The sequence below is a fragment of the uncultured Marinobacter sp. genome, from assembly GCF_947488835.1.
GTDB lineage: Bacteria > Pseudomonadota > Gammaproteobacteria > Pseudomonadales > Oleiphilaceae > Marinobacter.
Window position 1 is genome coordinate 730,084 of record NZ_CANLBK010000001.1, and the last position, 20,149, is coordinate 750,232.

Annotated in this window: 23 protein-coding genes and 2 tRNA genes; 4 read left to right on the top strand and 21 right to left on the bottom strand. The window is 52.6% G+C overall.

The features are described 5' to 3' along the window. Nucleotides 1-79: 79 nt before the first annotated feature. On the top strand, nucleotides 80-547 hold the full coding sequence (locus tag Q0824_RS03355) for a cytochrome c (RefSeq protein ID WP_298447516.1): 468 nt from the start codon (nucleotides 80-82) through the stop codon (nucleotides 545-547). 31 nt (nucleotides 548-578) lie between these two features. Here Q0824_RS03355 and Q0824_RS03360 read toward each other — a convergent pair whose 3' ends face one another. Then, entirely contained in the window at nucleotides 579-1,262 is a 684-nt protein-coding gene (locus tag Q0824_RS03360; RefSeq protein ID WP_298447518.1) for a cytochrome b/b6 domain-containing protein, read from the bottom strand. A 108-nt stretch (nucleotides 1,263-1,370) separates the two neighbouring features. Here Q0824_RS03360 and Q0824_RS03365 point away from each other — a divergent pair, with 108 nt between their 5' ends. Further along, the gene (locus Q0824_RS03365; protein WP_298447520.1) at nucleotides 1,371-1,766 is read left to right on the top strand and encodes a glutaredoxin domain-containing protein; all 396 of its coding nucleotides are present in this window, start codon (nucleotides 1,371-1,373) and stop codon (nucleotides 1,764-1,766) included. 227 nt (nucleotides 1,767-1,993) lie between these two features. Continuing rightward, nucleotides 1,994-2,878 carry a PEP-CTERM sorting domain-containing protein gene (locus Q0824_RS03370; RefSeq protein WP_298447522.1) on the top strand — a complete coding sequence of 295 codons (885 nt, stop codon included), beginning with the start codon at nucleotides 1,994-1,996 and terminating at the stop codon, nucleotides 2,876-2,878. Between the two features lie 135 nt (nucleotides 2,879-3,013). On the opposite strand, the gene Q0824_RS03375 is transcribed toward Q0824_RS03370, so the two are convergent. The 7 genes from Q0824_RS03375 to Q0824_RS03405 all read right to left on the bottom strand — a co-directional run bounded on the left by Q0824_RS03375 (nucleotide 3,014) and on the right by Q0824_RS03405 (nucleotide 9,027). Next, entirely contained in the window at nucleotides 3,014-4,021 is a 1,008-nt protein-coding gene (locus Q0824_RS03375; protein ID WP_298447524.1) for an NAD-dependent epimerase, read from the bottom strand. A 26-nt stretch (nucleotides 4,022-4,047) separates the two neighbouring features. Next, entirely contained in the window at nucleotides 4,048-4,773 is a 726-nt protein-coding gene (locus Q0824_RS03380) for a TIGR04219 family outer membrane beta-barrel protein (RefSeq protein WP_298447526.1), read from the bottom strand. 46 nt (nucleotides 4,774-4,819) lie between these two features. Next, entirely contained in the window at nucleotides 4,820-5,533 is a 714-nt protein-coding gene (gene purC / locus Q0824_RS03385) for a phosphoribosylaminoimidazolesuccinocarboxamide synthase (RefSeq protein ID WP_298447528.1), read from the bottom strand. 51 nt (nucleotides 5,534-5,584) lie between these two features. Further along, nucleotides 5,585-6,712: an outer membrane protein assembly factor BamC gene (bamC, locus tag Q0824_RS03390; protein WP_298447530.1), complete on the bottom strand. Its 1,128-nt coding sequence runs from the start codon at nucleotides 6,710-6,712 to the stop codon at nucleotides 5,585-5,587. 47 nt (nucleotides 6,713-6,759) lie between these two features. Then, nucleotides 6,760-7,638, bottom strand: coding sequence for a 4-hydroxy-tetrahydrodipicolinate synthase (gene dapA / locus Q0824_RS03395; protein ID WP_298447532.1), 879 nt, complete (start codon nucleotides 7,636-7,638; stop codon nucleotides 6,760-6,762). A gap of 65 nt (nucleotides 7,639-7,703) precedes the next feature. Next, on the bottom strand, nucleotides 7,704-8,783 hold the full coding sequence (locus tag Q0824_RS03400; protein WP_298447534.1) for an AI-2E family transporter: 1,080 nt from the start codon (nucleotides 8,781-8,783) through the stop codon (nucleotides 7,704-7,706). A gap of 16 nt (nucleotides 8,784-8,799) precedes the next feature. Then, a complete protein-coding gene (locus Q0824_RS03405) occupies nucleotides 8,800-9,027 on the bottom strand; it encodes a sulfurtransferase TusA family protein (protein ID WP_298447535.1) in 228 nt (75 codons plus the stop codon). A 159-nt stretch (nucleotides 9,028-9,186) separates the two neighbouring features. Between Q0824_RS03405 and Q0824_RS03410 the strand changes: the two genes are divergently transcribed. Then, nucleotides 9,187-10,662: a M48 family metalloprotease gene (locus Q0824_RS03410; protein WP_298447537.1), complete on the top strand. Its 1,476-nt coding sequence runs from the start codon at nucleotides 9,187-9,189 to the stop codon at nucleotides 10,660-10,662. 2 nt (nucleotides 10,663-10,664) lie between these two features. Here Q0824_RS03410 and nadA read toward each other — a convergent pair whose 3' ends face one another. The 13 genes from nadA to ruvC all read right to left on the bottom strand — a co-directional run bounded on the left by nadA (nucleotide 10,665) and on the right by ruvC (nucleotide 20,138). After that, nucleotides 10,665-11,726, bottom strand: coding sequence for a quinolinate synthase NadA (gene nadA / locus Q0824_RS03415; RefSeq protein WP_298447539.1), 1,062 nt, complete (start codon nucleotides 11,724-11,726; stop codon nucleotides 10,665-10,667). A gap of 281 nt (nucleotides 11,727-12,007) precedes the next feature. Next, nucleotides 12,008-12,083, bottom strand: a tRNA-Lys gene (locus Q0824_RS03420). A gap of 73 nt (nucleotides 12,084-12,156) precedes the next feature. Then, a tRNA-Lys gene (locus tag Q0824_RS03425) sits at nucleotides 12,157-12,232 on the bottom strand. 86 nt (nucleotides 12,233-12,318) lie between these two features. Beyond that, a complete protein-coding gene (gene ybgF, locus Q0824_RS03430; RefSeq protein WP_298447541.1) occupies nucleotides 12,319-13,080 on the bottom strand; it encodes a tol-pal system protein YbgF in 762 nt (253 codons plus the stop codon). A 27-nt stretch (nucleotides 13,081-13,107) separates the two neighbouring features. Next, complete coding sequence (gene pal, locus Q0824_RS03435; protein ID WP_298447542.1) at nucleotides 13,108-13,677, bottom strand: peptidoglycan-associated lipoprotein Pal; 570 nt, start codon at nucleotides 13,675-13,677, stop codon at nucleotides 13,108-13,110. A gap of 67 nt (nucleotides 13,678-13,744) precedes the next feature. Then, a complete protein-coding gene (gene tolB, locus Q0824_RS03440) occupies nucleotides 13,745-15,025 on the bottom strand; it encodes a Tol-Pal system beta propeller repeat protein TolB (RefSeq protein WP_298449506.1) in 1,281 nt (426 codons plus the stop codon). A 49-nt stretch (nucleotides 15,026-15,074) separates the two neighbouring features. After that, complete coding sequence (gene tolA / locus Q0824_RS03445) at nucleotides 15,075-16,118, bottom strand: cell envelope integrity protein TolA (protein WP_298447544.1); 1,044 nt, start codon at nucleotides 16,116-16,118, stop codon at nucleotides 15,075-15,077. 16 nt (nucleotides 16,119-16,134) lie between these two features. Next, nucleotides 16,135-16,581 carry a protein TolR gene (tolR, locus tag Q0824_RS03450; protein ID WP_298447546.1) on the bottom strand — a complete coding sequence of 149 codons (447 nt, stop codon included), beginning with the start codon at nucleotides 16,579-16,581 and terminating at the stop codon, nucleotides 16,135-16,137. 34 nt (nucleotides 16,582-16,615) lie between these two features. Continuing rightward, complete coding sequence (tolQ, locus tag Q0824_RS03455) at nucleotides 16,616-17,305, bottom strand: protein TolQ (RefSeq protein WP_200360961.1); 690 nt, start codon at nucleotides 17,303-17,305, stop codon at nucleotides 16,616-16,618. Nucleotides 17,306-17,342: 37 nt separating this feature from the next. After that, entirely contained in the window at nucleotides 17,343-17,777 is a 435-nt protein-coding gene (gene ybgC / locus Q0824_RS03460; RefSeq protein ID WP_298447551.1) for a tol-pal system-associated acyl-CoA thioesterase, read from the bottom strand. Further along, nucleotides 17,774-18,811, bottom strand: a complete 1,038-nt coding sequence (gene ruvB / locus Q0824_RS03465) for a Holliday junction branch migration DNA helicase RuvB (RefSeq protein ID WP_200369427.1) — start codon at nucleotides 18,809-18,811, stop codon at nucleotides 17,774-17,776. The genes ybgC and ruvB overlap by 4 nt, the downstream gene beginning before the upstream one ends. A 139-nt stretch (nucleotides 18,812-18,950) precedes the next feature. Further along, entirely contained in the window at nucleotides 18,951-19,580 is a 630-nt protein-coding gene (ruvA, locus tag Q0824_RS03470; protein ID WP_298447554.1) for a Holliday junction branch migration protein RuvA, read from the bottom strand. Nucleotides 19,581-19,610: 30 nt separating this feature from the next. Further along, entirely contained in the window at nucleotides 19,611-20,138 is a 528-nt protein-coding gene (gene ruvC, locus Q0824_RS03475; protein ID WP_298447556.1) for a crossover junction endodeoxyribonuclease RuvC, read from the bottom strand. Nucleotides 20,139-20,149 lie beyond the last annotated feature (11 nt).

Here is a 20,149-nt window from a genome sequence, read left to right on the forward strand (position 1 = left end):
TAGGGTATAAATCGGACTGTATCTATGGAATCATTACAACGGTCAAGCCACAGCACCTTACACAATGAGAGAGTGAAGCATGCGTAAGTCACCATTTATTCTAGCCTTGGCAATGAGTGCCGCCGTATCAGCACCAGCCGTTGCCCAGTTGGATGTAGAAGATCAGATTGAAACACGCCAGAGTGCGTTTACGTTTGCAGCCTGGAACATGGGAAAGATTAAGGCTCAGGCAATAGATGGCAGCGTTGCCTATAACGAACAGCAGATGCTGGCTGCAGCCAATGCCATTGCGGCGGTGGCAAACTCTGGTTTGGGTGGCCTCTTTGGGCCAGGTACTGCCAACGACAAAAATGAGAACACAAGGCTATTGCCGGTGTTTTTTGATAAGCCAGAAAAAGCTCGAGAAGTTGCTATTGGCTTTGCCCAAGCTGCGACCAAGCTTCAGGAAGTTGCAGCTAACGGCGGCGGTAAGGGCGCCATAGCGGCTCAGTTCAGCGAAGTAGGTAAGTCCTGCAAGGCTTGCCACGACGAGTTCCGTGCCGAGTAAGCCTTACCACTAAAGCCTTCCTTAACGCTGTTCACCAACCAAGATCGGGTGGTGGCGGTGGAGGGGGCGACAAAAGTCCTCCAGTCGCTACCCATACGGCGAACGCTGCCACCGCCAATGCAACAACGAAAGCCAGCGGCCCACCGCCTGCTCTCTCCTCAACTTGCGTTTCTTCGACTTTTTTACGCCCGCTGACCATTGGTGTGATGAGATTATCTTTTTTAACCAGCGTATAGAAAAGTACGCTGGCAATATGCAGGCCTAACAGGCCGTAAATAAACCATTCAGTGAACTTATGCCAGGAAGTAATTGTGTCGTTCCAATCAGAAGACACTGCACGGTATAGTGGCCCATTGAACGCTATGGCGTCTGTAGCAAACAGCCCTGTAACCGCCTGAAAGCCCAATAATCCGAGCATGGCCAACACTGAAAGAGCACCTAAAGGATTATGCCCTAATCCTCGCCAGTCACCCTTCAGATACACGCGAATAGCAGATGGCTTCGGAAAAAAGTGCAAAAAGCGAGCGTAAGTCGAGCCTAGAACACCCCACGCCAACCGAAAGCTAATCAAGCCCACAATGGTGATACCAAAGCGTTCATGCCACAGCATCCAGGTACCCCCAAGGCTGACTGTCACCAGCGAACCTGTAACGGCAACCACCAGAAGCCAGTGAAAGAGTCGTGTGGGCAAATCCCACAAAGCGATCGACTTCATTTTCGGTTCCTTATAAAACTGACATAGACAGGCTGATTACCCGAAACCATACCGGTTTTGCTTTATACTGCCCACTGAATTTCACGTATCAAATTAAAGGTTTATTCAATGCGAGTGGTTATCCGTTATTTTTTCCGGACGTTGCGCCTTATTCTCACGCCGTTTGTCCTGTTGAGCGAAAAGCTTGGTGGTGGGAAGCCCATGGAGCGTAGCCCAGAGAAACAGAAGGAAGTTGATGCAGCCTGTGAGGACCTTGCGCTGTATCAGTTCAAAACCTGCCCTTTCTGTGTGAAAGTAAGAAAGCAAATTGCGAGATTGAATCTCAATATTGAAAAGCGGGATGCACAGCACAACGAAACCCATCGGACTGAATTGGAGCAAGGTGGGGGCAATATAAAAGTGCCCTGCTTACGGATTCAGAATGAGGATGGCAGTGAGCAGTGGATGTACGAGTCCGGAGACATCAATGCGTGGCTGGAAGCGCGCTTTGGGAAGCCTGCCTGATATGACAATCATAGACTGAAGCGGCAGTAAACTATCTAACGGCCTGTTGGCTACAGGGTTTTGGCACCAGTACTTGCTACCAAGTGTCAGGGGTTTTTACGCTTTCAGCCATCGTCGACTGCTCAGATCAAGCTACAACATTGATAATAAAGAACTAATCACCAATTGGCAGAGTTTCTGCTCCTATGCAGGTGTAAAAATCAACCACACCTAAAAGGATCTTACTCTTGAAAACAAAATGGATTGCAGGAACAACTGGAGTTGCTGCTGCAGTAATGATGAGTTCTGCAGCAGTCGCGACGCCGATCACCGCTGACGTGGTGTTTCTGGTCGATGAATCGGGCTCCATGGCCGGTGAGCATGCTTGGCTGAGCACCATGATTGCTAACCTTGAATCGGGTCTAACAGGCGCAAATGTTGGCGTTTCAGAAGCGAACCGATATTCGTTAGTTGGTTTTGGCGGCGGCGGAGCGCACTTTGCCCCTAATGTCCATGAGATGGACGGAAATGACTGGGGTAGTTCGGCCCAGTTCGCTGCTGCTGCGGGAACCTTGGTCACGAGTGGTGGCACGGAGGATGGCTGGAATGCACTCGACTGGGCAATGAGCAATCTGGCCTACCGTTCAAATGCGGCAGTTAATTTTGTCCTCGTTACAGACGAAGATAGAGATAACACTAATAATACGCTTAATCCCGCCGACTTGAAGAATCGTCTCAGCAGCTTCAACGCATTGTTGAACGTTGTTGTCAGCAACCCGTTTAGTTGTGACGGCGCAGGCGCCGCTATAGGCGTTGATAGCGCTCTGGATGGCTTTCAGGCAGACGGAGTTGGTGGCTACACCAAATGCGCTGGTGACGGCATTGTCGGTAACGGCGCGGGCACAACTGAAACCGACTATGTTGCGCTGGCTTTGGAATCAGGCGGAGCGGCTTGGAACCTGAACATCCTCAGGGATGGCGGTGACAATGCTACGTCATTTACCAAATCTTTTGTTGATACCAAAGTAAAAGAAATTACTGAGCAGCCGCCGGTCTCCGTGCCTGAACCTGGCACACTTGCCTTACTTGGCATGGGTCTGGCAGGTCTTGTATTCCGTCGTAGAAAATCCTGATCAGTAACGCACACAAAAAAGGCTGCCATTGGCAGCCTTTTTTGTGTCGGGTAATTTTACACTCCCTGATATTTTATGTGCCAACGATGACACTAAGTACTCCGCTTGCACTCTTAAATGCGACGAGGCTTCTGCTTAAACCTCGTAAAAGTCGCGATACCAGTCTACAAACTTTGCGATGCCCTCTTCCACCGGGGTTTCTGGCTTGTACCCTACGTCACTGATCAAGTCATCGACATTGGCGTAGGTGGCAGGCACATCACCTGGCTGCATGGGCAAGAGATTCTTTATCGCTTTCTTACCCGTTCTCTCTTCGATAATTTCGATGAAGCGAGACAGTTCAACGGGATTGTTACTGCCAATATTGTATATACGATAAGGCGCCTTGCTGGTGCTCGGATCCGGCGCTGCCCCACTCCACTTCTCATTAGGCCGAGCCACCTGATCGAGAGTGCGGATAACGCCTTCTACAATATCGTCTATATACGTGAAGTCGCGCTTGTGGTTGCCGTGATTGAATACGTCAATCGGCTGACCTGCGAGTATTTTCCTGGTGAATATGAACAGCGCCATATCCGGGCGGCCCCAGGGGCCATATACCGTGAAGAATCGGAGACCCGTAGTTGGCAGCCGGTACAGATGGCTGTATGTGTGGGCCATCAGCTCATTGGCCTTTTTTGAGGCCGCATACAGGCTTAACGGGTGGTCAACATTATCCCGGACAGCAAAAGGCATAGCCTCGTTGGCGCCATAAACAGAACTGCTGGATGCGTAAACCAAGTGTTTCACATCGTTATGGCGGCAGCCTTCGAGGATATTCATAAAGCCAACAAGATTGGCATCCACATAGGCGTTTGGATTTTCGATTGAGTAGCGCACACCTGCTTGGGCAGCCAGGTGCACGACTCGCTCAGGGCGATGCTTTGCGAAGATTCCTGCCATCACAGTGCGGTCGGAAATGTCCTCGCGTACTTCTGTGAAGCCAGGGTGTCCGGTCAGGCGTGCAAGCCGGGCTTCCTTGAGATTAACATCGTAATAGTCGTTAACGCAGTCAACGCCAATTACTTCATCTCCCCGCTCAAGTAATCGATGCGCAAGCTGCGCGCCGATGAATCCCGCGGTGCCCGTTACCAGAATCTTCACAATTTTTTCGCTCCTCTTAAAGCACCTTAAAAGGTTAAACCCGCACTTATAAAGGGACCGTCAACTTTAATGTCAAAGGAATCATCGCCATCCTTATAATCGACTGCATACTGGCGATAACCCGCTTGCAGCTGCAGCAACGACAGGTTGTACTGCCCGTAAACACTGAAATCACGCATCGAATCACCATCAAAGCTGATGAAGTTGCCCTCTGCACCAACCGCAACTCCGGTAAGCGGAAGGTCAAAGCGAGCGGAAATGTACCCCATAGGTAAAACCGCATCCGCTTCAGTACGGTCTACAACAGCACTTTTCTGCACTAGCAGTTCGCCGGAAAAATCTCGCACTGTAAGTCCGAGATCAAGATTGACCCAGTTATCGAGAATTTCGTAATACAGCGTTAAATCCAGCTGCTCCAGATCGAGCTCTGAATAGACCTGAGTACCTGCAGTAAAAATACCGTAGTTGCTGGTGAGCTCACCTTGCCCACTTTGTTGAATCAGCGTGTACGACAGGCGCACATTAGGCAACACGGGAACCGGGTGCTCCAGATAAATACTGGCATTGACGTTGCCGTCATCCTTCAAGCCTAGTTCGTCATTCATATCGACTGTACTATTGCCGGATGACGCTGTACCCGAGGCGTTCGAGTCCCAATAACTTACGCTAGCGCCAAGGCCCAAAATGTCGGCTTGAGCCAAAGGGGTGGCCAGGATTAAAGAACTGCCTAATGCAAGTGTGAGTTTACGCATGGTGCGCCTGTATCTTTATTGTCTGTTTGAGTATCTGGCGATGAAATCAGTCGAAGTTAATACCAATGCGACGACCAACTTCTTCGTAAGTTTCAATAACGCTACCCAAGCCTTGGCGGAAACGATCCTTGTCCATCTTTTTGCGGGTTTCCTTATCCCAGATGCGGCAGCCGTCCGGGCTGAATTCGTCACCCAGCACGATGTCACCGCCACTACGACCGAACTCCAGTTTGTAATCCACCAGCAACATTCCAGCTTCATCAAATAGGTTTTTCAGAACGCCGTTTACCTTGTAGGTTAACTCTTTCATGCGCGCGAGTTCGGCCTCGGTCGCCCAATTAAAACTAATGGCCAACGACTCATTCACCATAGGGTCGTGCAGTGCGTCATTTTTCAAAAAAAGCTCGTAGGTTGGCGGGGTAAGTTCCAGCCCTTCTTCGACACCCAGGCGCCGGCACAGACTGCCTGCAGATACGTTTCGTACAACGCACTCAACAGGAATCATATCGAGCTTTTTAACCAGTGATTCCGTCGCAGACAACAGGCCCTCATGGTGCGTTGGCACACCGGCGGCTTCCAGCTTATCCATAATGAACGCGTTGAAACGGTTATTCACCATTCCTTTACGATTGAGCTGTTCTTTCTTTTCGCCGTCAAATGCAGAGGTATCATCACGGAAGACAAGAACAAAGCGCTCTGGATCGTCGGTGCGGAATACAGATTTGGCTTTGCCTGCGTATAGTTCTTCGCGTTTTTCCATCTTAAGTCTCCGAAATGGAGGCCCGCACGCACTGCAGGCACCCCTTCTAGATCAGTATAGGTAATCGAATAGCTGCGTGAGCAAATCCTCTGCCCGCTTGTCGCCGCTGTATCCATCTACAACGTCAGCGGTAACCCTGACCTGCTCATCACGCTCGACCAGATTCACTGTATGAGTATGGCGGGGCTTCTCTTTATCACTAAACCAGCTGAACCATCCCGGGTCGCGCTCATCGGCGCTGCGGAAATCGACGAAAAGCCAACCTTCGCTCCGATTGAGGTCAAGCACGACAATATCCGATTCGCTCAGCGCGCGGTTCACCTCGGCCCAGGAGCGACCGTAGTCGAGATCCATGCCAATGGCTTGTGCCGTGTCGTTTTCAGATATCAGCTTAACCAAGGGTTTTGTATCCATGCCCGACGCTGCGCGCGAGAAAGACTTACTCTCTTCACGGGCTTTCAGGAACTCACCCATGTCGGCAAGCAGCCGCTTCTGTAACGCAAGTTGGTCGGCGGAAGACTCAGGAACTCCGTTCCAGGTAAGTAGCTCTCCTGGCCAGGCCGAGCCTTCTTCTGACCCGTGCACTGAAGCAAGCTTGCGCACCTGGATTTCCGTGGTTTTCCGCCGAACGCCTGGCGCTATACGAACTTGAAGAATGACTTTCGGTTCAGCTGCGGTTGCATCGACAGGAGCGCTGGAAAGCTCAAGAAGGTCGCGAGCACGCATATTGAAGTTGGCCAACTCACTCTGCAGCAGCCCCAGTTGAGGGCTATCGTGGGCAACGCCAAGGCCTTGATCGTTCATGTAAGTAGTGACCGCTGGCCAAATACGCCCCGGCACATCATTTACCAACAACCAGGCGCGACCATCAAGCTCTTCAACCAGGTAATTCTCTTCGAGAATTTCCGAGGTCATGTCCGGAGGACGAGGTATGTCAGATGGATACATTTTGCTGCCATCAGCCGGAGTTATTTTCCGGATAGGCATCACCTGTGAAAAACGGGAAGAATCCGCTGATTCTGGCAGAGTCAGTTCATCGCCTTCTTTCTCGTACACATAGCTTTCAGAACGATCATCAAGCACGCCACATCCGGCTGTTGCCATAATAAGCAAGAGCCCGGAGGCACCAGCCAAGCGTCGGACTGCAAAAAACTTACGGGTTCTTGAAAGAACCTGCATTGGCCTTCTCTCTGTATGGGTCTGTTTCAGGGCTGGTATTGGCAAACTCAGAGAACACCCGAAGCGTTCATTGCTTCTTCCAGTTCTCCGTGGAATTTCTCACTGAACTGGGTCAATGGAAGCCGTATACCCTCACCAATCATACCCATACGTTGAAGTGCCCACTTAACAGGGATGGGATTTGCTTCCAGGAACAGCTTCCGGTTCAAAGGCATAAGAAGCTCATTCAGGCGTTCTGTTTCTTCCCGATTGCCCGCAATCGCTGCGGCACAAAGATCAGACATACCTTGGGGCGCCACGTTTGCAGTAACCGAAACGTTGCCCTTTGCACCAGCGAGCATCAGTTCTGCTGCAGTAGCATCGTCACCCGAATAAACGGCCAGGCGACCATTGAGAGCTTCAATCAGTTCTGCTCCCCGGGGAATATTGCCCGTCGCGTCTTTGATGGCAACAATGTTCGGGATGTCGGCCAAACGCAAAACGGTTTCGTTTAGCATGTCGCAGGCCGTGCGCCCGGGTACGTTGTAGAGCATCTGGCTCATACCGGGTACCGCTTCGGCGATGGCTTTAAAGTGCTGATAGAGGCCTTCCTGAGTTGGCTTATTGTAGTAAGGCACAACCAGAAGACAGGCATCCGCGCCCAGCTTATGAGCTTCCGTTGTCAGGTAGATGGCTTCGCGGGTGCTGTTGCCACCGGTACCGGCAATAACGGGAATCCGCCCGTTTACGCGTTTGATAATGTAACCAATTACCCGGCAGTGCTCTTGCTGATCGAGCGTTGCGGATTCGCCGGTGGTTCCTACAGCAACGATACCGTTGGTACCGTTGTCCAGATGAAAGTCGACTAGTTTGTCCAGATGCTCCCAGTGAATGTCACCGTTTGGATGCATGGGCGTGACCAGTGCGACAAGGCTACCCGTAATCATAAAAGCTCCATCCGAATAAAACGAATATGGTAATGTTGGGCACGAAGTGACACAAGGAAATTAAATTACACTTCGTCCGAACTGGTTGAGAAAACAGGCCCCTTTACCGGCCAGGCAAAGAATACAGCTTTCAACATGGTGGCCAACGGAATGGCAAAGAACACGCCCCACAAGCCCCAAATACCGCCAAAGAACAATACCGAAATAATGATAACAACCGGGTGCAGGCTGTTCACTTCTGAGAACAGCACGGGAACCAACACGTTACCGTCTAATGCCTGAATTATGCCGTATATCACCATTACCCAGATAAAATGGCTACCCCACCCAAAAGCGAAGAGTGCAATCACCGCAACCGGAATCGTGACCACTGCCGCACCAATGTATGGGATTACAACACTCAAGCCCACCAGAAGCGATAGCAATGCAGCATAGGGCACGCCCAGGAGTTTGAACGCAATGTAGGTCGCGCCACCAACGATCAGAATTTCAACCGCTTTTCCGCGCACGTAATTTGCACATTGAAGGTTAACCTCATGCCAGATTTGAACCATCATCGGACGTTGAGGTGGAAGCAGCCTGGAAATAGCCCCTAGCAGGACTTCCCGGTCTTTCAGGAAGAAAAACACAAGTATAGGAACCAACACCATGTAAATGAGCAATGCGACAAGATCAGGGATGCTCGACAGCGAGAAGGACACCAGCCACTGAGTCATGTGGCCTACTTCCGTATTCACTTGTTGATAAAGGCTGCGCACAGCCTCAGCCGAGATCAAATGCGGGTACTCTTCAGGCAGAAGCTCAAGGTATGACTGCAGCTCACCAATGATTCGGGGAGCCTCGCCTGCAAGTGTGCTGACCTGGGTCCATATCAGCGGTAAAAGGCCAAAGATAAACCCTACCAACACACCTAGAAACACCAGAAACACACCGAGTATCGCTAAACCTTCCGGAACGCCATAAGCACTCAACCGAGTAACCAGTCCCTGCAGGATAAACGCCACAATAAGCGAGGCGATCGCGGGTGCAAGCATGGCACCAAATAAAATTATGAAAACTGTGCCTGCGACCAAAATCAGAAAAAGAATGACAGCTTCTTCATCTGAAAAGTATTTGTGCGCAAGACCGCGTAAAATTCTGAACATCAATGACTCCGGAAAATTAACCGCCGCACTCTATCACAAAGCGGAAATGGCCATCAGTTTGCGTAGAGTTCACCAAACGGTGGCGAGACAACTCCAGAAAGGCCGGAATATCGCGAGCGGAGCCCGCATCTGTGGCAATCACCTCAAGCATATCGCCCGGGGACATACCGTTGAGCTCCAATTTTGTTTTCAGCAAGGGCATGGGGCAGCGAAGCCCGGACGTATCCAGTGTACGATCAGCCATAAAGAAGGTGCACCATCACAAGACATGAAATTCGCAAGCCGGCATTATGCCTCCAGTGATACTGTATTGCATCACAATACCTGTTAATCAGCAGATCCGGATTTTTTGAGGGGATACGCTGTCTCAGCAGCAGCCAGAACCAGGAGCACACCGCATTACATGAATGACGTTCTATTGAAGTTTCGTGGGTACCGGAAGATTTCAACAGCAACCATTCTGGTTTTCTTACTGGCCTTGAGCTTTGTATCGCAAGCCCAGGATACCCGGCTACCGAATATTGGTGGAACAGGCGGCGGGCTTATTTCCGGGCATCAGGAAAGTGACATTGGACAACAGGTTATGGTGTCGATCCGCCGATCCGCTCCGCGTATCACCGACCCACTGATTTACGACTACCTCAGTGCCATTATTTACCGGCTTGTTCCCTCAGCTCCCCTGGAAAATCGCGAAATTACGCTCGCGCTTATTGATAGTCCGGCCCTCAACGCTTTCGCAGTGCCCGGGGGGATTGTCGGTGTAAACGGCGGGCTGTTTCTCAACGCCGCCACAGAACAACAGTTTGCATCGGTGCTCGCTCACGAACTTGCCCACCTTAGCCAGCGGCACTTCGCTCGCCGTCTTGAGCAGCAGGAGACCAGCGCACCCTTAACGCTTGCGGGCATGATTGCCGGCATCGTGCTCTCTGCGGTCACTCAATCCGATATAGGCATCGCGGCGATTGCCGGCACACAAGCACTGGCCATACAAAACATGCTGGCCTACAGCCGCTCCCATGAGCAGGAAGCAGACAGAGTGGGGCTGGATATTCTCGCTACTGCGGGAATGGACCCACGGGGCATGCCTGAAATGTTCGAAATAATGATGCGGCAGAATAGGCTGCAGGGCAACAACATGCCGGAGTACCTTTCAACTCACCCTCTGACCCAAAGCCGGGTGGCCGATACCCGTAACCGTGCAGAACAATACCCCGAGAAAACCATCCGGGATGGCCAGGAATACCATCTGATGCGCAGCCGCCTGCAAGTTCACTACGCGGCGTCTCCCGAGATAGCGGTGGACACCTTCGAAAATTACCTGAAAAAACCGGATGCGGAAACGAACGAAGCCATTCGTTATGGACTGGCAGTCGCCTACCTCAGCAACAACCAGCCTGAAAAGGCGGCACAAGTCATCAGCGAGATTATGAAGAACAACCCGGGCCGGATAACTTTGCAGGTAACTTTGGCAGAGATATATATTCAGCAAAACAAGCTGGATGAGGCTCGATCCGTTCTGAAAGATGCCCTGAACAGGAACCCGGGCAACTACCCGATTACCTCAACACTAGCAGATGTGGAAATAGCGGCGGGCAACGGCACTCAGGCGGCCGAGCATTTGAAGCAACTAACCCGCAGAATGCCGCAACAGGAATATCTATGGTTGCGCCTGGCAGAAGCCGAAGGTATGGCCAGGAACATCGTGGGAGTTCACCGCGCCAGGGCGGAATATGACGCTCTTATGGGGGACTTGGAGTCTGCCCAGAGGCAGCTCAGGCAGGCTCAGGAAAAACTGCCTGCAGGCTCAGCCCAACGACAGGTGGTAAGTGAGCGGCTAGCCGAGATCACCAGCCGCCACCAAGCCCGCAGAAACAATTGAAATCAGGCGTTACCCGCCGCTTTCAGGTTCATCCCCGCAGTGAAATCGAGCATACGCCGTAAAGGTTTAAGTGCAGCTTCCCGGGTTTGCGCATCCACAAGCACTTCCTGGTCGCCCTTCTCAATCACAGCAAGAAGGTTTTCCAGGCCGTTCATGGCCATCCACGGGCACTGGGCACAGCTGCGACAGGTAGCCCCGTTGCCAGCTGTGGGCGCCTCTATCAGCGTCTTATTCGGTGCCAACTGCTGCATCTTATAGAAAATGCCATTGTCGGTAGCAACGATGAATTCCTGATTTGGCAGGGTCTGCACTGCGTGAATCAACTGAGAGGTTGAGCCAACAACGTCTGCCATTTCCACAACAGCATCGGGAGATTCAGGGTGCACCAGTATGGCCGCATTCGGATAGAGAGCCTTGAGGTCTTCAAGGCCACGGTGCTTGAATTCTTCGTGCACTATGCAGGAACCATCCCACAGCAGCATGTCGGCCCCGGTCGTTTTCTGCACATAGTGCCCAAGATGCTTGTCAGGGGCCCAAAGTATCTTCTCTCCCCGCGAATCAAGATCTTCAACGATAGCCTGGGCACAGCTGGAGGTTACAACCCAGTCCGCACGGGCTTTGACAGCGGCGGACGTGTTGGCATAAACCACAACGGTACGGTCGCTGTGCTCATCACAGAAGGCCTGGAACTCATCCGCAGGACACCCGATATCGAGTGAGCAGGTTGCTTCAAGGGTGGGCATTAAAACGCGTTTTTCCGGGTTCAGTATTTTGGCAGTTTCACCCATGAATCGGACGCCCGCCACGACCACAGTAGAAGCCGGATGTTCATTTCCGAAGCGAGCCATTTCAAGTGAGTCTGCAACGCAACCGCCGGTTTCTTCAGCGAGACGCTGGATGTCGGGGTCGGTGTAATAATGGGCCACGAGTACGGCGTCTTTTTCCTTGAGGACTTCCTTGATGCGGGATTCAAGCCGCGCCTTCTCATCAGCGCTGAGCGGCTTGGGCTCCGCTGCATGGGCCAGGTGTTCCTGAACAAGAATTCGGTCTTCAGCTATAGTCATGTACGGTTACTCTCAATCAACAGGAAGCAATCACGTGAAACCAATTACGTGGCACCAGATACTTTCCGCCAGCTACATTCTGTATATGAGTATATCACTTCGGATACCGATAGCACTGTAGGGACCACAGCGAACCCAAAAATTCCATTTTTCTGCTGAGAAACCGGCAAAAAAAAAGGACTGCATTTCTGCAGCCCTTAAGCTTTAACTCGCAATGCTTTCGATCCTTCCAAATCAAACTTTGTAAACTAACAAACCTTGATTCTTCGTACTGCTGATAATGGTGGGTCGTGATGGATTCGAACCATCGACCAATTGGTTAAAAGCCAACTGCTCTACCAACTGAGCTAACGACCCTAAAACAGGTGATCAGTGCCTGGTGACCCTGATCGATCCCGGAGCGGCTCAGCAATTGCTCCGGAATTCGAATTGGTGGGTCGTGATGGATTCGAACCATCGACCAATTGGTTAAAAGCCAACTGCTCTACCAACTGAGCTAACGACCCAAGCGAGGCGCATATAGTAATGATTTTTCCCTGACGATCAACCCCCTCTCGCCATGTTTTCTAATATTTTTCCGATTATCGTGTTATTAACCCTGGGCAGACCCCAGATATTTTCTGGCAAGCCCCGCAGCATCACTCTCGGGATAGTCGTTTACAACCTGCTCCATTTGTTGACGGGCTTCGGCCTTCTTATCAAGCCGATCAAGGGTTACTCCCAGCTTGTAGACGGCATCCGGCGCCTTACGGTGGTCCGCATAACGGGTTGCAACAATGGAGAAGGCCTGACGCGCTTGCTCAAGTTGAGGTTTGACCAGATACACCTCACCCAGCCAATAGTACGCATTGACCGTAAGGTCTCCTTCGGGATACTTATCTATGAATTCATAAATACGGCTGATGGCTTCGTCGTATTTTTTCTGGCTATGAATGAGATCCTGAATGGCGGTGTACGCCTTCCGCTCCTCTGCTTCAGGCTGACGATACTCACGTATAGCTGCAGGTTTGCTCTTTCCGGAGTCGCCGCCAGCTGCTGCCTGGGGTTGAGTAGATACCTTCTCTGAAAGATCGAGTATGCGCTGATCGAGATCAATGTAACGATCCCTCCCCTGATCCTGCAGACGCTTTATCAGATGCCTCTGCTCTTCCGATTCACCCTGTAGCCGCCTGACTTCACCTTGAAGCTGCTGAATCATGTAAAACAACTCAGACGTAGCCTGGCTGGCATTGGCCTTGCGCTGAGCTTCAGAGGCATTACTCTGGAATGCGGGGGTAGATGACTGCGCCAGCGTTGTCCCCGCCTGCCCTAAGGCAAGCGGGAAAATCACTGCCGCCATGAGCTGTTTTCTCATGGGTTTAACCTGATGTTGTATATGTGTTTACTCGAATACGAGTTCCACACGGCGATTTTGTGCCCATGCGCTCTCTGTCGAACCCATAACCGCCGGCTTCTCTTCACCATAGCTTACGGTTTCCATCTGACCCCGTGAAGCACCATTCACAATCAGGAAACGCTGAACGGCATTCGCACGGCGCTCACCCAGTGCCAGGTTATATTCCTTTGAACCGCGTTCATCACCGTGACCTTCCAGACGAACATTCTGGCCAGGATTGCTGGACAGATAGCGTGCGTGCGCCATGAGTACATCACGGGCTTCGGGCTTGATTTCAGAGGTATCGAAATCGAAATAGAAGGTTGTAATATCCCGCAGAGCAGCCTGCTCTGCCTGCTTTTCAATTTCCATGCGCTCGTCTTCGGTCATTGACGACGAAGAAATTCCACCCTGATCGCCACCGCCATAAACGGTAGATCCGCCGTCCTGATCAATAGGCTGAACGTCAGAGCCGTATGCTCCGTCGTCCATATTTTCGCCTGTCGTACTACAACCGGCGAAGAGGCCTGCGGAAAACAGCAGTGCAACTACTTTGGCTTGGGCTGACAACTTCATGATTTATTCCTTTCCGTTGGTTTATTTGAACTTCGACTCTTCAAATGGATGCCGTTGCACCCATCTACTACCGAACAATAGGCCCCCAGGCCGGGTCGCGGACATCCCCTTCCGAAGCGGGAAGGCTATATGCGGCACCGCCATCTGCTGAGATAACAGTCAGCACGCTTTCACCGCTCTGCTTGGTGGCGTATATCAGCATGCGGCCGTTTGGCGACACGCTGGGAGACTCATCGGATTCTGTGCGAGTGAGGACGGTCTCCTCATCGGTCTCAAGATTCGTGCGAGCAATCGTGAATGCCCGATCGCGCTGGTGCACGTAATACACATATTTACCTGTGTTATCGGGACGCGGGCGAGCGTTGTAGCGGCTGCCGAAGGTTATCCGCCGCGGCTCCGCTCCCGGCTTTGCCATGTAGTAGATCTGCGGCCCACCTGAACGGTCCGATGTAAAGAAAATACCCTTACCTGCACTGTCCCATGCGGCTTCAGTATCAATCGCCCAGTGGTTACTGAGTTTCGTCACCTTACGGGACTGAAGATTCATCTGATAGATCTCGGCATTGCCGTCTTTAGACAGGGTCATCAGCAGCGACTGACCATCCTGTGACCATGCTGGCGCCGAGTTCAACCCAGGGAAATCCGCCACCTTGGTACGCTGCCCCGAACTGAGTTCATGAACAAATATAGCGGGTTTGCCGGTTTCAAAAGACACATACGCCAGCTTTCTGCCATCCGGCGACCAGGCCGGGGAAAGAATCGGCTCTTTACTCTCAAGGCGAATTCCAGCTCGCTTACCGTCTATGTCACTGACTTGTAGCCGGTACCGGGATTTCCCGTTTTCCCGCTCAAGGGTTACGTACGCCAGCTTGGTAGAAAAAGCACCGGGAACACCCGTGATCGCCTCATATACTTTGTCGCTAACGTGGTGAGCCAGTGAGCGAATGTTGGACGCTGGCGCTCCCGCGGTCTCGCCCAGTATTCGCTCTTCCCGGTTAACATCAAACAGCTCATAACGCGCCTCTACCCTGTCACCCGTGCGTGTGAGCTCACCCACCAAAACATAGCGCTGACCAAGCAGGCGCCAATCCCGGAAATACACATCCGAGCGTTTTGATGGAAGGCTTAGCATTTTCTCTGGTGGCAAGGGGCGAAACTCGCCACTCATCGCCAGATCGGCCTGCACAATGCTGCTTAACTTATCCCCTACAGGCATGCTGCCATTTTCAGCAAACGGCACCACAGATACCGGAATGGCGGAGTCTGCGCCCTCAGTGATACGAATTAACAGCTCAGCTTGAGCACTTCCGGCGGCTGCCAGCATCACGACAAACGCTGCGATAATCATTGTCGGTAGCCTGAATGAGATTCTTTGCTTCATGGTGTTACCCGTATCCTTATCTCAATCGTTTAGGATTGAATTCGATCGTAAACTGGCGAAAATAGGTTTCAAACGTGTCTCGCTCAGATGGCACCGGGTATCGGCTCAGTGACTTTACCGCACCCAGAGCGGAGTTATCGAACGCGGTGTTTCCACTACTGGCCACCAGTTTAACGCTTGCCAGCTCGCCGGTTGGCAGCAAGGTGATCTGTAAACGCGCAGTCATGTCTTCGGTTGCCGATGAAGGCGGATACCACGCCTGGCTAAGCCTCTCACGAATCAACGCCTGATATTTCTGGCTTTCAGACAACATTTGGCTTTCACGGGCTTTCGCCGCTGCTGCTTGCTCCTGGCGACGCGCTTCATCTGCACGGGCCTTACGAGCCTGCTCTGCCTGAGCTTCCAACTGCCGCTCTTGCAACTTGCGTTCTGCTTCCAGACGTTTGCGCTCAGCTTCTTTGCGGGCCAGTTCTTCCTGCTTCTTACGCTCGGCTTCTTCGCGTTTTCGCTGCTCTTCCTTGCGCTGCCTTTCCTCTTCCGCCTTGCGCTTGGCTTCTTCCTGTCGCTTTTTCTCAGCGTCTGCTTCTGCCTTACGGCGCTCTCGTTCTTTTGCCTCTGCTTCGGCTTTCTGGCGCGCAGCCTCTCGCTGCTTTTGAACCTTTAACTCTTCAGCCTTGGCTTGCTCGCGCTTGCGTTCCTGCTCTTCAGCTTTGCGCTTGGCTTCTTCGCGTTTTTTCTGCTCGGCTGCTTTACGCGCCTCTTCTTCTTTCTGGCGCTGCTGCAATTCCGCCTGCTTCTGCTTTTCCAGTTCCTTCCGCTCCAGCTCCTTGTCGGGCTGATCAACCGGTTCAACAACCGGGCTTGGTTCGGGCTTCTGTTGCGTGATCAGGCGCGCCGAAATACTGCTGGGCGGCGGCTCCTGAATAGGATTCGACCACGACCAACCCGCTAGGGCCACGCCGGCAATAAGCAGATGCAAAGCTACTGAGAGCGCGACTGGTGATTTCCAGGGCGGCACTCCCGTGCTGGTATATTCCCGTTCCTGACCTGTCACAACCATTCCGCCTGCGCTGATGTCACGTTTCGTCCGGGGCTGAATCGGTAATCAAGCCAATGCTGGTGGCACCTGCACCCTGCAACGCAGCCATCAAGCGCACAACGGTTCCGTAATCAACGTTTTCATCGCCACGCACAAGAATTTCACTGGATGTTCTTTGGGACAGTATTTTCGCCACCTGCGCTCGAACGTCAGCCAAGGGCATTGGATCACTCCCCTCATCTCCCACTTCCACGTAATAAGCGCCGTTTGAATCCACCGACACTATGATGGATTCGACGTTCTTGTCGGCGGTAATTGGCGCAGACGATGTCTCCGGAAGATCAACCTTAACCCCCTGGGTAAGCATCGGCGCCGTGACCATGAAGATAATCAACAGCACCAGCATCACATCGATGTACGGAACAACGTTAATTTCCGACATCGGCTTCTTGCGGTTTTCGGGCATCATCCCCATGCCTTTCATAGCGCTGTGCTCCGTCTGTTAACCGTAAATATCATCAAGCTGCGCCCTTCTCGGCGCTGTGGACACGACGATGCAGAATGCTGGAAAATTCTTCGGCGAAAGTTTCGTAGTTTTTGAGCAGCGCATCTGATTTAGCGGAAAACCGGTTGTACGCGATAACCGCTGGAATCGCTGCGAACAAACCCATGGCCGTTGCAATCAGGGCTTCCGAGATGCCCGGCGCAACCGTTGCTAGCGTGGCCTGCTGAACCTGGGCCAACCCCCGAAACGAGTTCATAATGCCCCACACCGTACCAAACAGACCTACATAAGGGCTTGTTGAGCCTACCGTTGCCAAAAAAGGCAAGTGGGTTTCCAGTCGCTCTTGCTCACGGGAGAATGCAACCCGCATAGCACGCTGCGTGCCCTCCATAACGGCATCGGCATCGCGGCTTTGCTGGCGAAGCCTGGAGAACTCTTTGAAGCCGGCACGGAATAAGGCTTCCATGCCCGAGAAAGGCGTGGGCTCGGCATTTACTTCACGGTAGAGTTGCCCCAGATCCATGCCAGACCAGAAGCGCTCTTCAAACGCCAACTGCGCCTGTCGGGCTTTGCGAAATACCTGCAAGCGCTGAAAAATAAGCGCCCAGGACATTACCGATGCAGCGGCAAGTAACAACATAACCAGCTGAACCAACACACCGGCATTTGCAATCAGACTCCAGACTGACAGTTCCGAATCCACCACTTACTCCTGGGTTATTTCGTGTTTTGTTTCGATTTTAAAGCTTTGGGCAGTTATGCCCCAAAAGCTCCAGCATGTTTTCAGGTAAGCGCCTTGGGCGCCCACTATCCAGTGCTATACAGGCAACTCTTACGCTTGCCTCACACAACTTTTTGCCATCTTTTACCCGCACTACCTGTTGACGGAAATCCATCCAGACGCGCCCAAAGGCCACGGGCTCTGCGGTAACGGTAAGCTCATCATCCAGCATGGCTGGAATGGCGTAGTGAATCGACAAGCGCTGTACTACATAGCTTATGTTTTCAGCCAACCCCGCCCGAAGTCCTACCCCGCAACTTCGCACCCACTCCGTGCGTGCGCGCTCCATGTAATGCAGGTAGCGCGCATGATAAACAATGCCGCCGGCGTCTGTATCTTCAATATATACCCGGATTGGCAGCGCAAAAGTTGCAGCTGCTTCGCCCTCGCTCAAAGAGCACCCCCTTCAGAAGCAGGGGCATCCGGTGCTTCCCGCACAATGCCAAAATGCTGATACGCGTGGGATGTCACCATCCGACCTCGGGGTGTACGCACCATAAAGCCCTGCTGAATCAGAAACGGTTCGAGAACATCCTCAATCGTCCCGCGCTCTTCACTGATTGCTGCCGCCAGGCTTTCTACGCCCACTGGTCCGCCATCAAACTTTTCGATCATCGCAAGCAGTAGTCGACGGTCCATGTGATCAAAACCCTGACTATCTACCTTCAGCATGTTCAAGGCCTGATCGGCTATCGCCGCATTGATGTGGCCATCCGCTCGTACTTCCGCGTAGTCTCTCACCCGCCGCAACAGGCGATTGGCTATCCGGGGCGTACCTCGGGAGCGGTGCGCTATTTCATAGGCACCCTCTTCATCCATATCAACACCTGAAAGCCGCGCTGAGCGACTGACAATGTGCGTAAGATCCGCCGTATTATAGAATTCCAGGCGCTGAACGATTCCGAATCGATCCCTCAGCGGAGATGTCAGCAGGCCAGCCCGAGTGGTGGCGCCCACCAGTGTGAAAGGCGGCAAATCCAGCTTGATCGAACGCGCTGCCGGCCCCTCACCAATCATGATATCCAGCTGATAGTCTTCCATCGCCGGGTACAGTATTTCTTCTACCACAGCGCTAAGGCGATGGATCTCATCAATGAAGAGAACATCGCCCTCTTCCAGATTAGTCAGCATTGCCGCGAGATCTCCGGCCTTTTCAAGCACCGGCCCGGACGTTGTCTTTATCGACACGCCCATCTCGTTGGCAATGATGTTGGCTAAGGTTGTTTTCCCCAGCCCTGGAGGCCCGAAGATCAGCACATGGTCCAAGGCTTCCCGACGACCGCGAGCCGCCGAGATGAAGATATCCATCTGTTCCCGCACCGCGGGCTGCCCAACATACTCCGCAAGCAACGTTGGCCGGATAGCGCGATCCTGAACCTCTTCGTTGTCACCGGCCCTGGCTGAGATCAGTCGGTCGGATTCAATCATGAACTTATCCGCTTATCGGGAATCAATAGACTGCCACTTAAAACCAAAAGTGACCCAATTGTACAAACAGCCACCTGCGTGTCACGTTACGCTCTCTACAGGTTTGGCGCCATACAGGCTACATATTAAAGTCACGTCATCAAACAGGAATCATATTGCGCAGGGCCAGACGAATCAGGGCCTCACTGGTCACCCCCTCTTTTGCCACCTTGCTAATTGCCCGCGCAGCTTCCTGAGGTTTATACCCAAGTGCTATGAGCGCCGCCTCTGCTTCGTCGGCAGGATTGTGTGAGGACAGTGTATGCTGGGCTGAGTCTGCGGCACCCGCCTCTGTCCCTGCAGATGCAGGTAGAAACTGCCCTTCAAGCTGTTTGATGCGGTCTGGCATCTCAATCAGCAGGCGCTCAGCTGTCTTCTTGCCAACACCCGGCAGCTTCACCAATGACTTGATGTCGCGAGCCTCCACGCAGTGAATAAACTGCTGCGCCTCCAACCCTGAAAGAATACCGGCAGCCATCTTGGGGCCTACACCGTTCACTTTAATCAGCAATCGAAATAGATCCCGATCAAGCCTTGAAGCAAATCCATACAGGCTTTGAACGTCTTCTCGAACCACGAAATGTGTATGAAGGGTAACCTCCTGCCCGGGTTCTGGCAGGTGATAGAAAGCAGTGAAAGGAATATCAACTTCGTAACCCAGACCGCCACATTCTACCAATGCTTGTCCGGGTGTCTTTTCGACCAGAATACCTCGGATACGACCTATCAAGGATTGCCTCCTGCCGCTCCGCAGAGCAGTTTATTGTTGTCGCACGCGCCCACTGCGCGCCTTACCCGCACCACCTGCCACTCTCAGTATGCTTTGATTCATGTGTGCATGGCACAAGGCGATAGCCAGTGCATCGGCTGCGTCTGCTTGGGGTTTACGGGAGAGTGACAGCAACACCTGAACCATGTGCTGTACCTGAGACTTTTCGGCACCGCCCTTGCCAACCACCGCCTGCTTGACCTGTCGGGCTGAATATTCATGTACCGCGAGACCGCTGGTTGCCGCACCCACAATTGCCGCCCCACGGGCTTGCCCGAGCTTGAGGGCTGAATCGGGGTTTCGGGCCATAAAAACTTGCTCAATGGCAAATTCTTGTGGCTGAAATTCTGCGATCAGGGTCACCAGGCTCTGAAAGATAATTTTCAGGCGCTCCGGCATGGGCTTTTCACCCATGCGGATGCAACCACTGTCGATATATTCTATGTGCCGGCCCTCGGCGCGGATGATACCGTAACCGGTGATCCTTGAGCCGGGGTCGACACCCAGAATAATTGCCACATCAGAGCCCT

Excerpts from the sequence above, each read along its gene's own strand:
- Q0824_RS03355 (WP_298447516.1), top strand. The coding sequence starts at position 80 with ATGCGTAAGTCACCATTTATTCTAGCCTTGGCAATGAGTGCCGCCGTA.
- Q0824_RS03360 (WP_298447518.1), bottom strand. The coding sequence starts at position 1,262 with ATGAAGTCGATCGCTTTGTGGGATTTGCCCACACGACTCTTTCACTGG.
- Q0824_RS03365 (WP_298447520.1), top strand. The coding sequence starts at position 1,371 with ATGCGAGTGGTTATCCGTTATTTTTTCCGGACGTTGCGCCTTATTCTC.
- Q0824_RS03380 (WP_298447526.1), bottom strand. The coding sequence starts at position 4,773 with ATGCGTAAACTCACACTTGCATTAGGCAGTTCTTTAATCCTGGCCACC.
- purC (WP_298447528.1), bottom strand. The coding sequence starts at position 5,533 with ATGGAAAAACGCGAAGAACTATACGCAGGCAAAGCCAAATCTGTATTC.
- bamC (WP_298447530.1), bottom strand. The coding sequence starts at position 6,712 with ATGCAGGTTCTTTCAAGAACCCGTAAGTTTTTTGCAGTCCGACGCTTG.
- dapA (WP_298447532.1), bottom strand. The coding sequence starts at position 7,638 with ATGATTACGGGTAGCCTTGTCGCACTGGTCACGCCCATGCATCCAAAC.
- Q0824_RS03400 (WP_298447534.1), bottom strand. The coding sequence starts at position 8,783 with ATGTTCAGAATTTTACGCGGTCTTGCGCACAAATACTTTTCAGATGAA.
- Q0824_RS03405 (WP_298447535.1), bottom strand. The coding sequence starts at position 9,027 with ATGGCTGATCGTACACTGGATACGTCCGGGCTTCGCTGCCCCATGCCC.
- Q0824_RS03410 (WP_298447537.1), top strand. The coding sequence starts at position 9,187 with ATGAATGACGTTCTATTGAAGTTTCGTGGGTACCGGAAGATTTCAACA.
- nadA (WP_298447539.1), bottom strand. The coding sequence starts at position 11,726 with ATGACTATAGCTGAAGACCGAATTCTTGTTCAGGAACACCTGGCCCAT.
- ybgF (WP_298447541.1), bottom strand. The coding sequence starts at position 13,080 with ATGAGAAAACAGCTCATGGCGGCAGTGATTTTCCCGCTTGCCTTAGGG.
- pal (WP_298447542.1), bottom strand. The coding sequence starts at position 13,677 with ATGAAGTTGTCAGCCCAAGCCAAAGTAGTTGCACTGCTGTTTTCCGCA.
- tolB (WP_298449506.1), bottom strand. The coding sequence starts at position 15,025 with ATGATTATCGCAGCGTTTGTCGTGATGCTGGCAGCCGCCGGAAGTGCT.
- tolA (WP_298447544.1), bottom strand. The coding sequence starts at position 16,118 with ATGGTTGTGACAGGTCAGGAACGGGAATATACCAGCACGGGAGTGCCG.
- tolR (WP_298447546.1), bottom strand. The coding sequence starts at position 16,581 with ATGAAAGGCATGGGGATGATGCCCGAAAACCGCAAGAAGCCGATGTCG.
- ruvB (WP_200369427.1), bottom strand. The coding sequence starts at position 18,811 with ATGATTGAATCCGACCGACTGATCTCAGCCAGGGCCGGTGACAACGAA.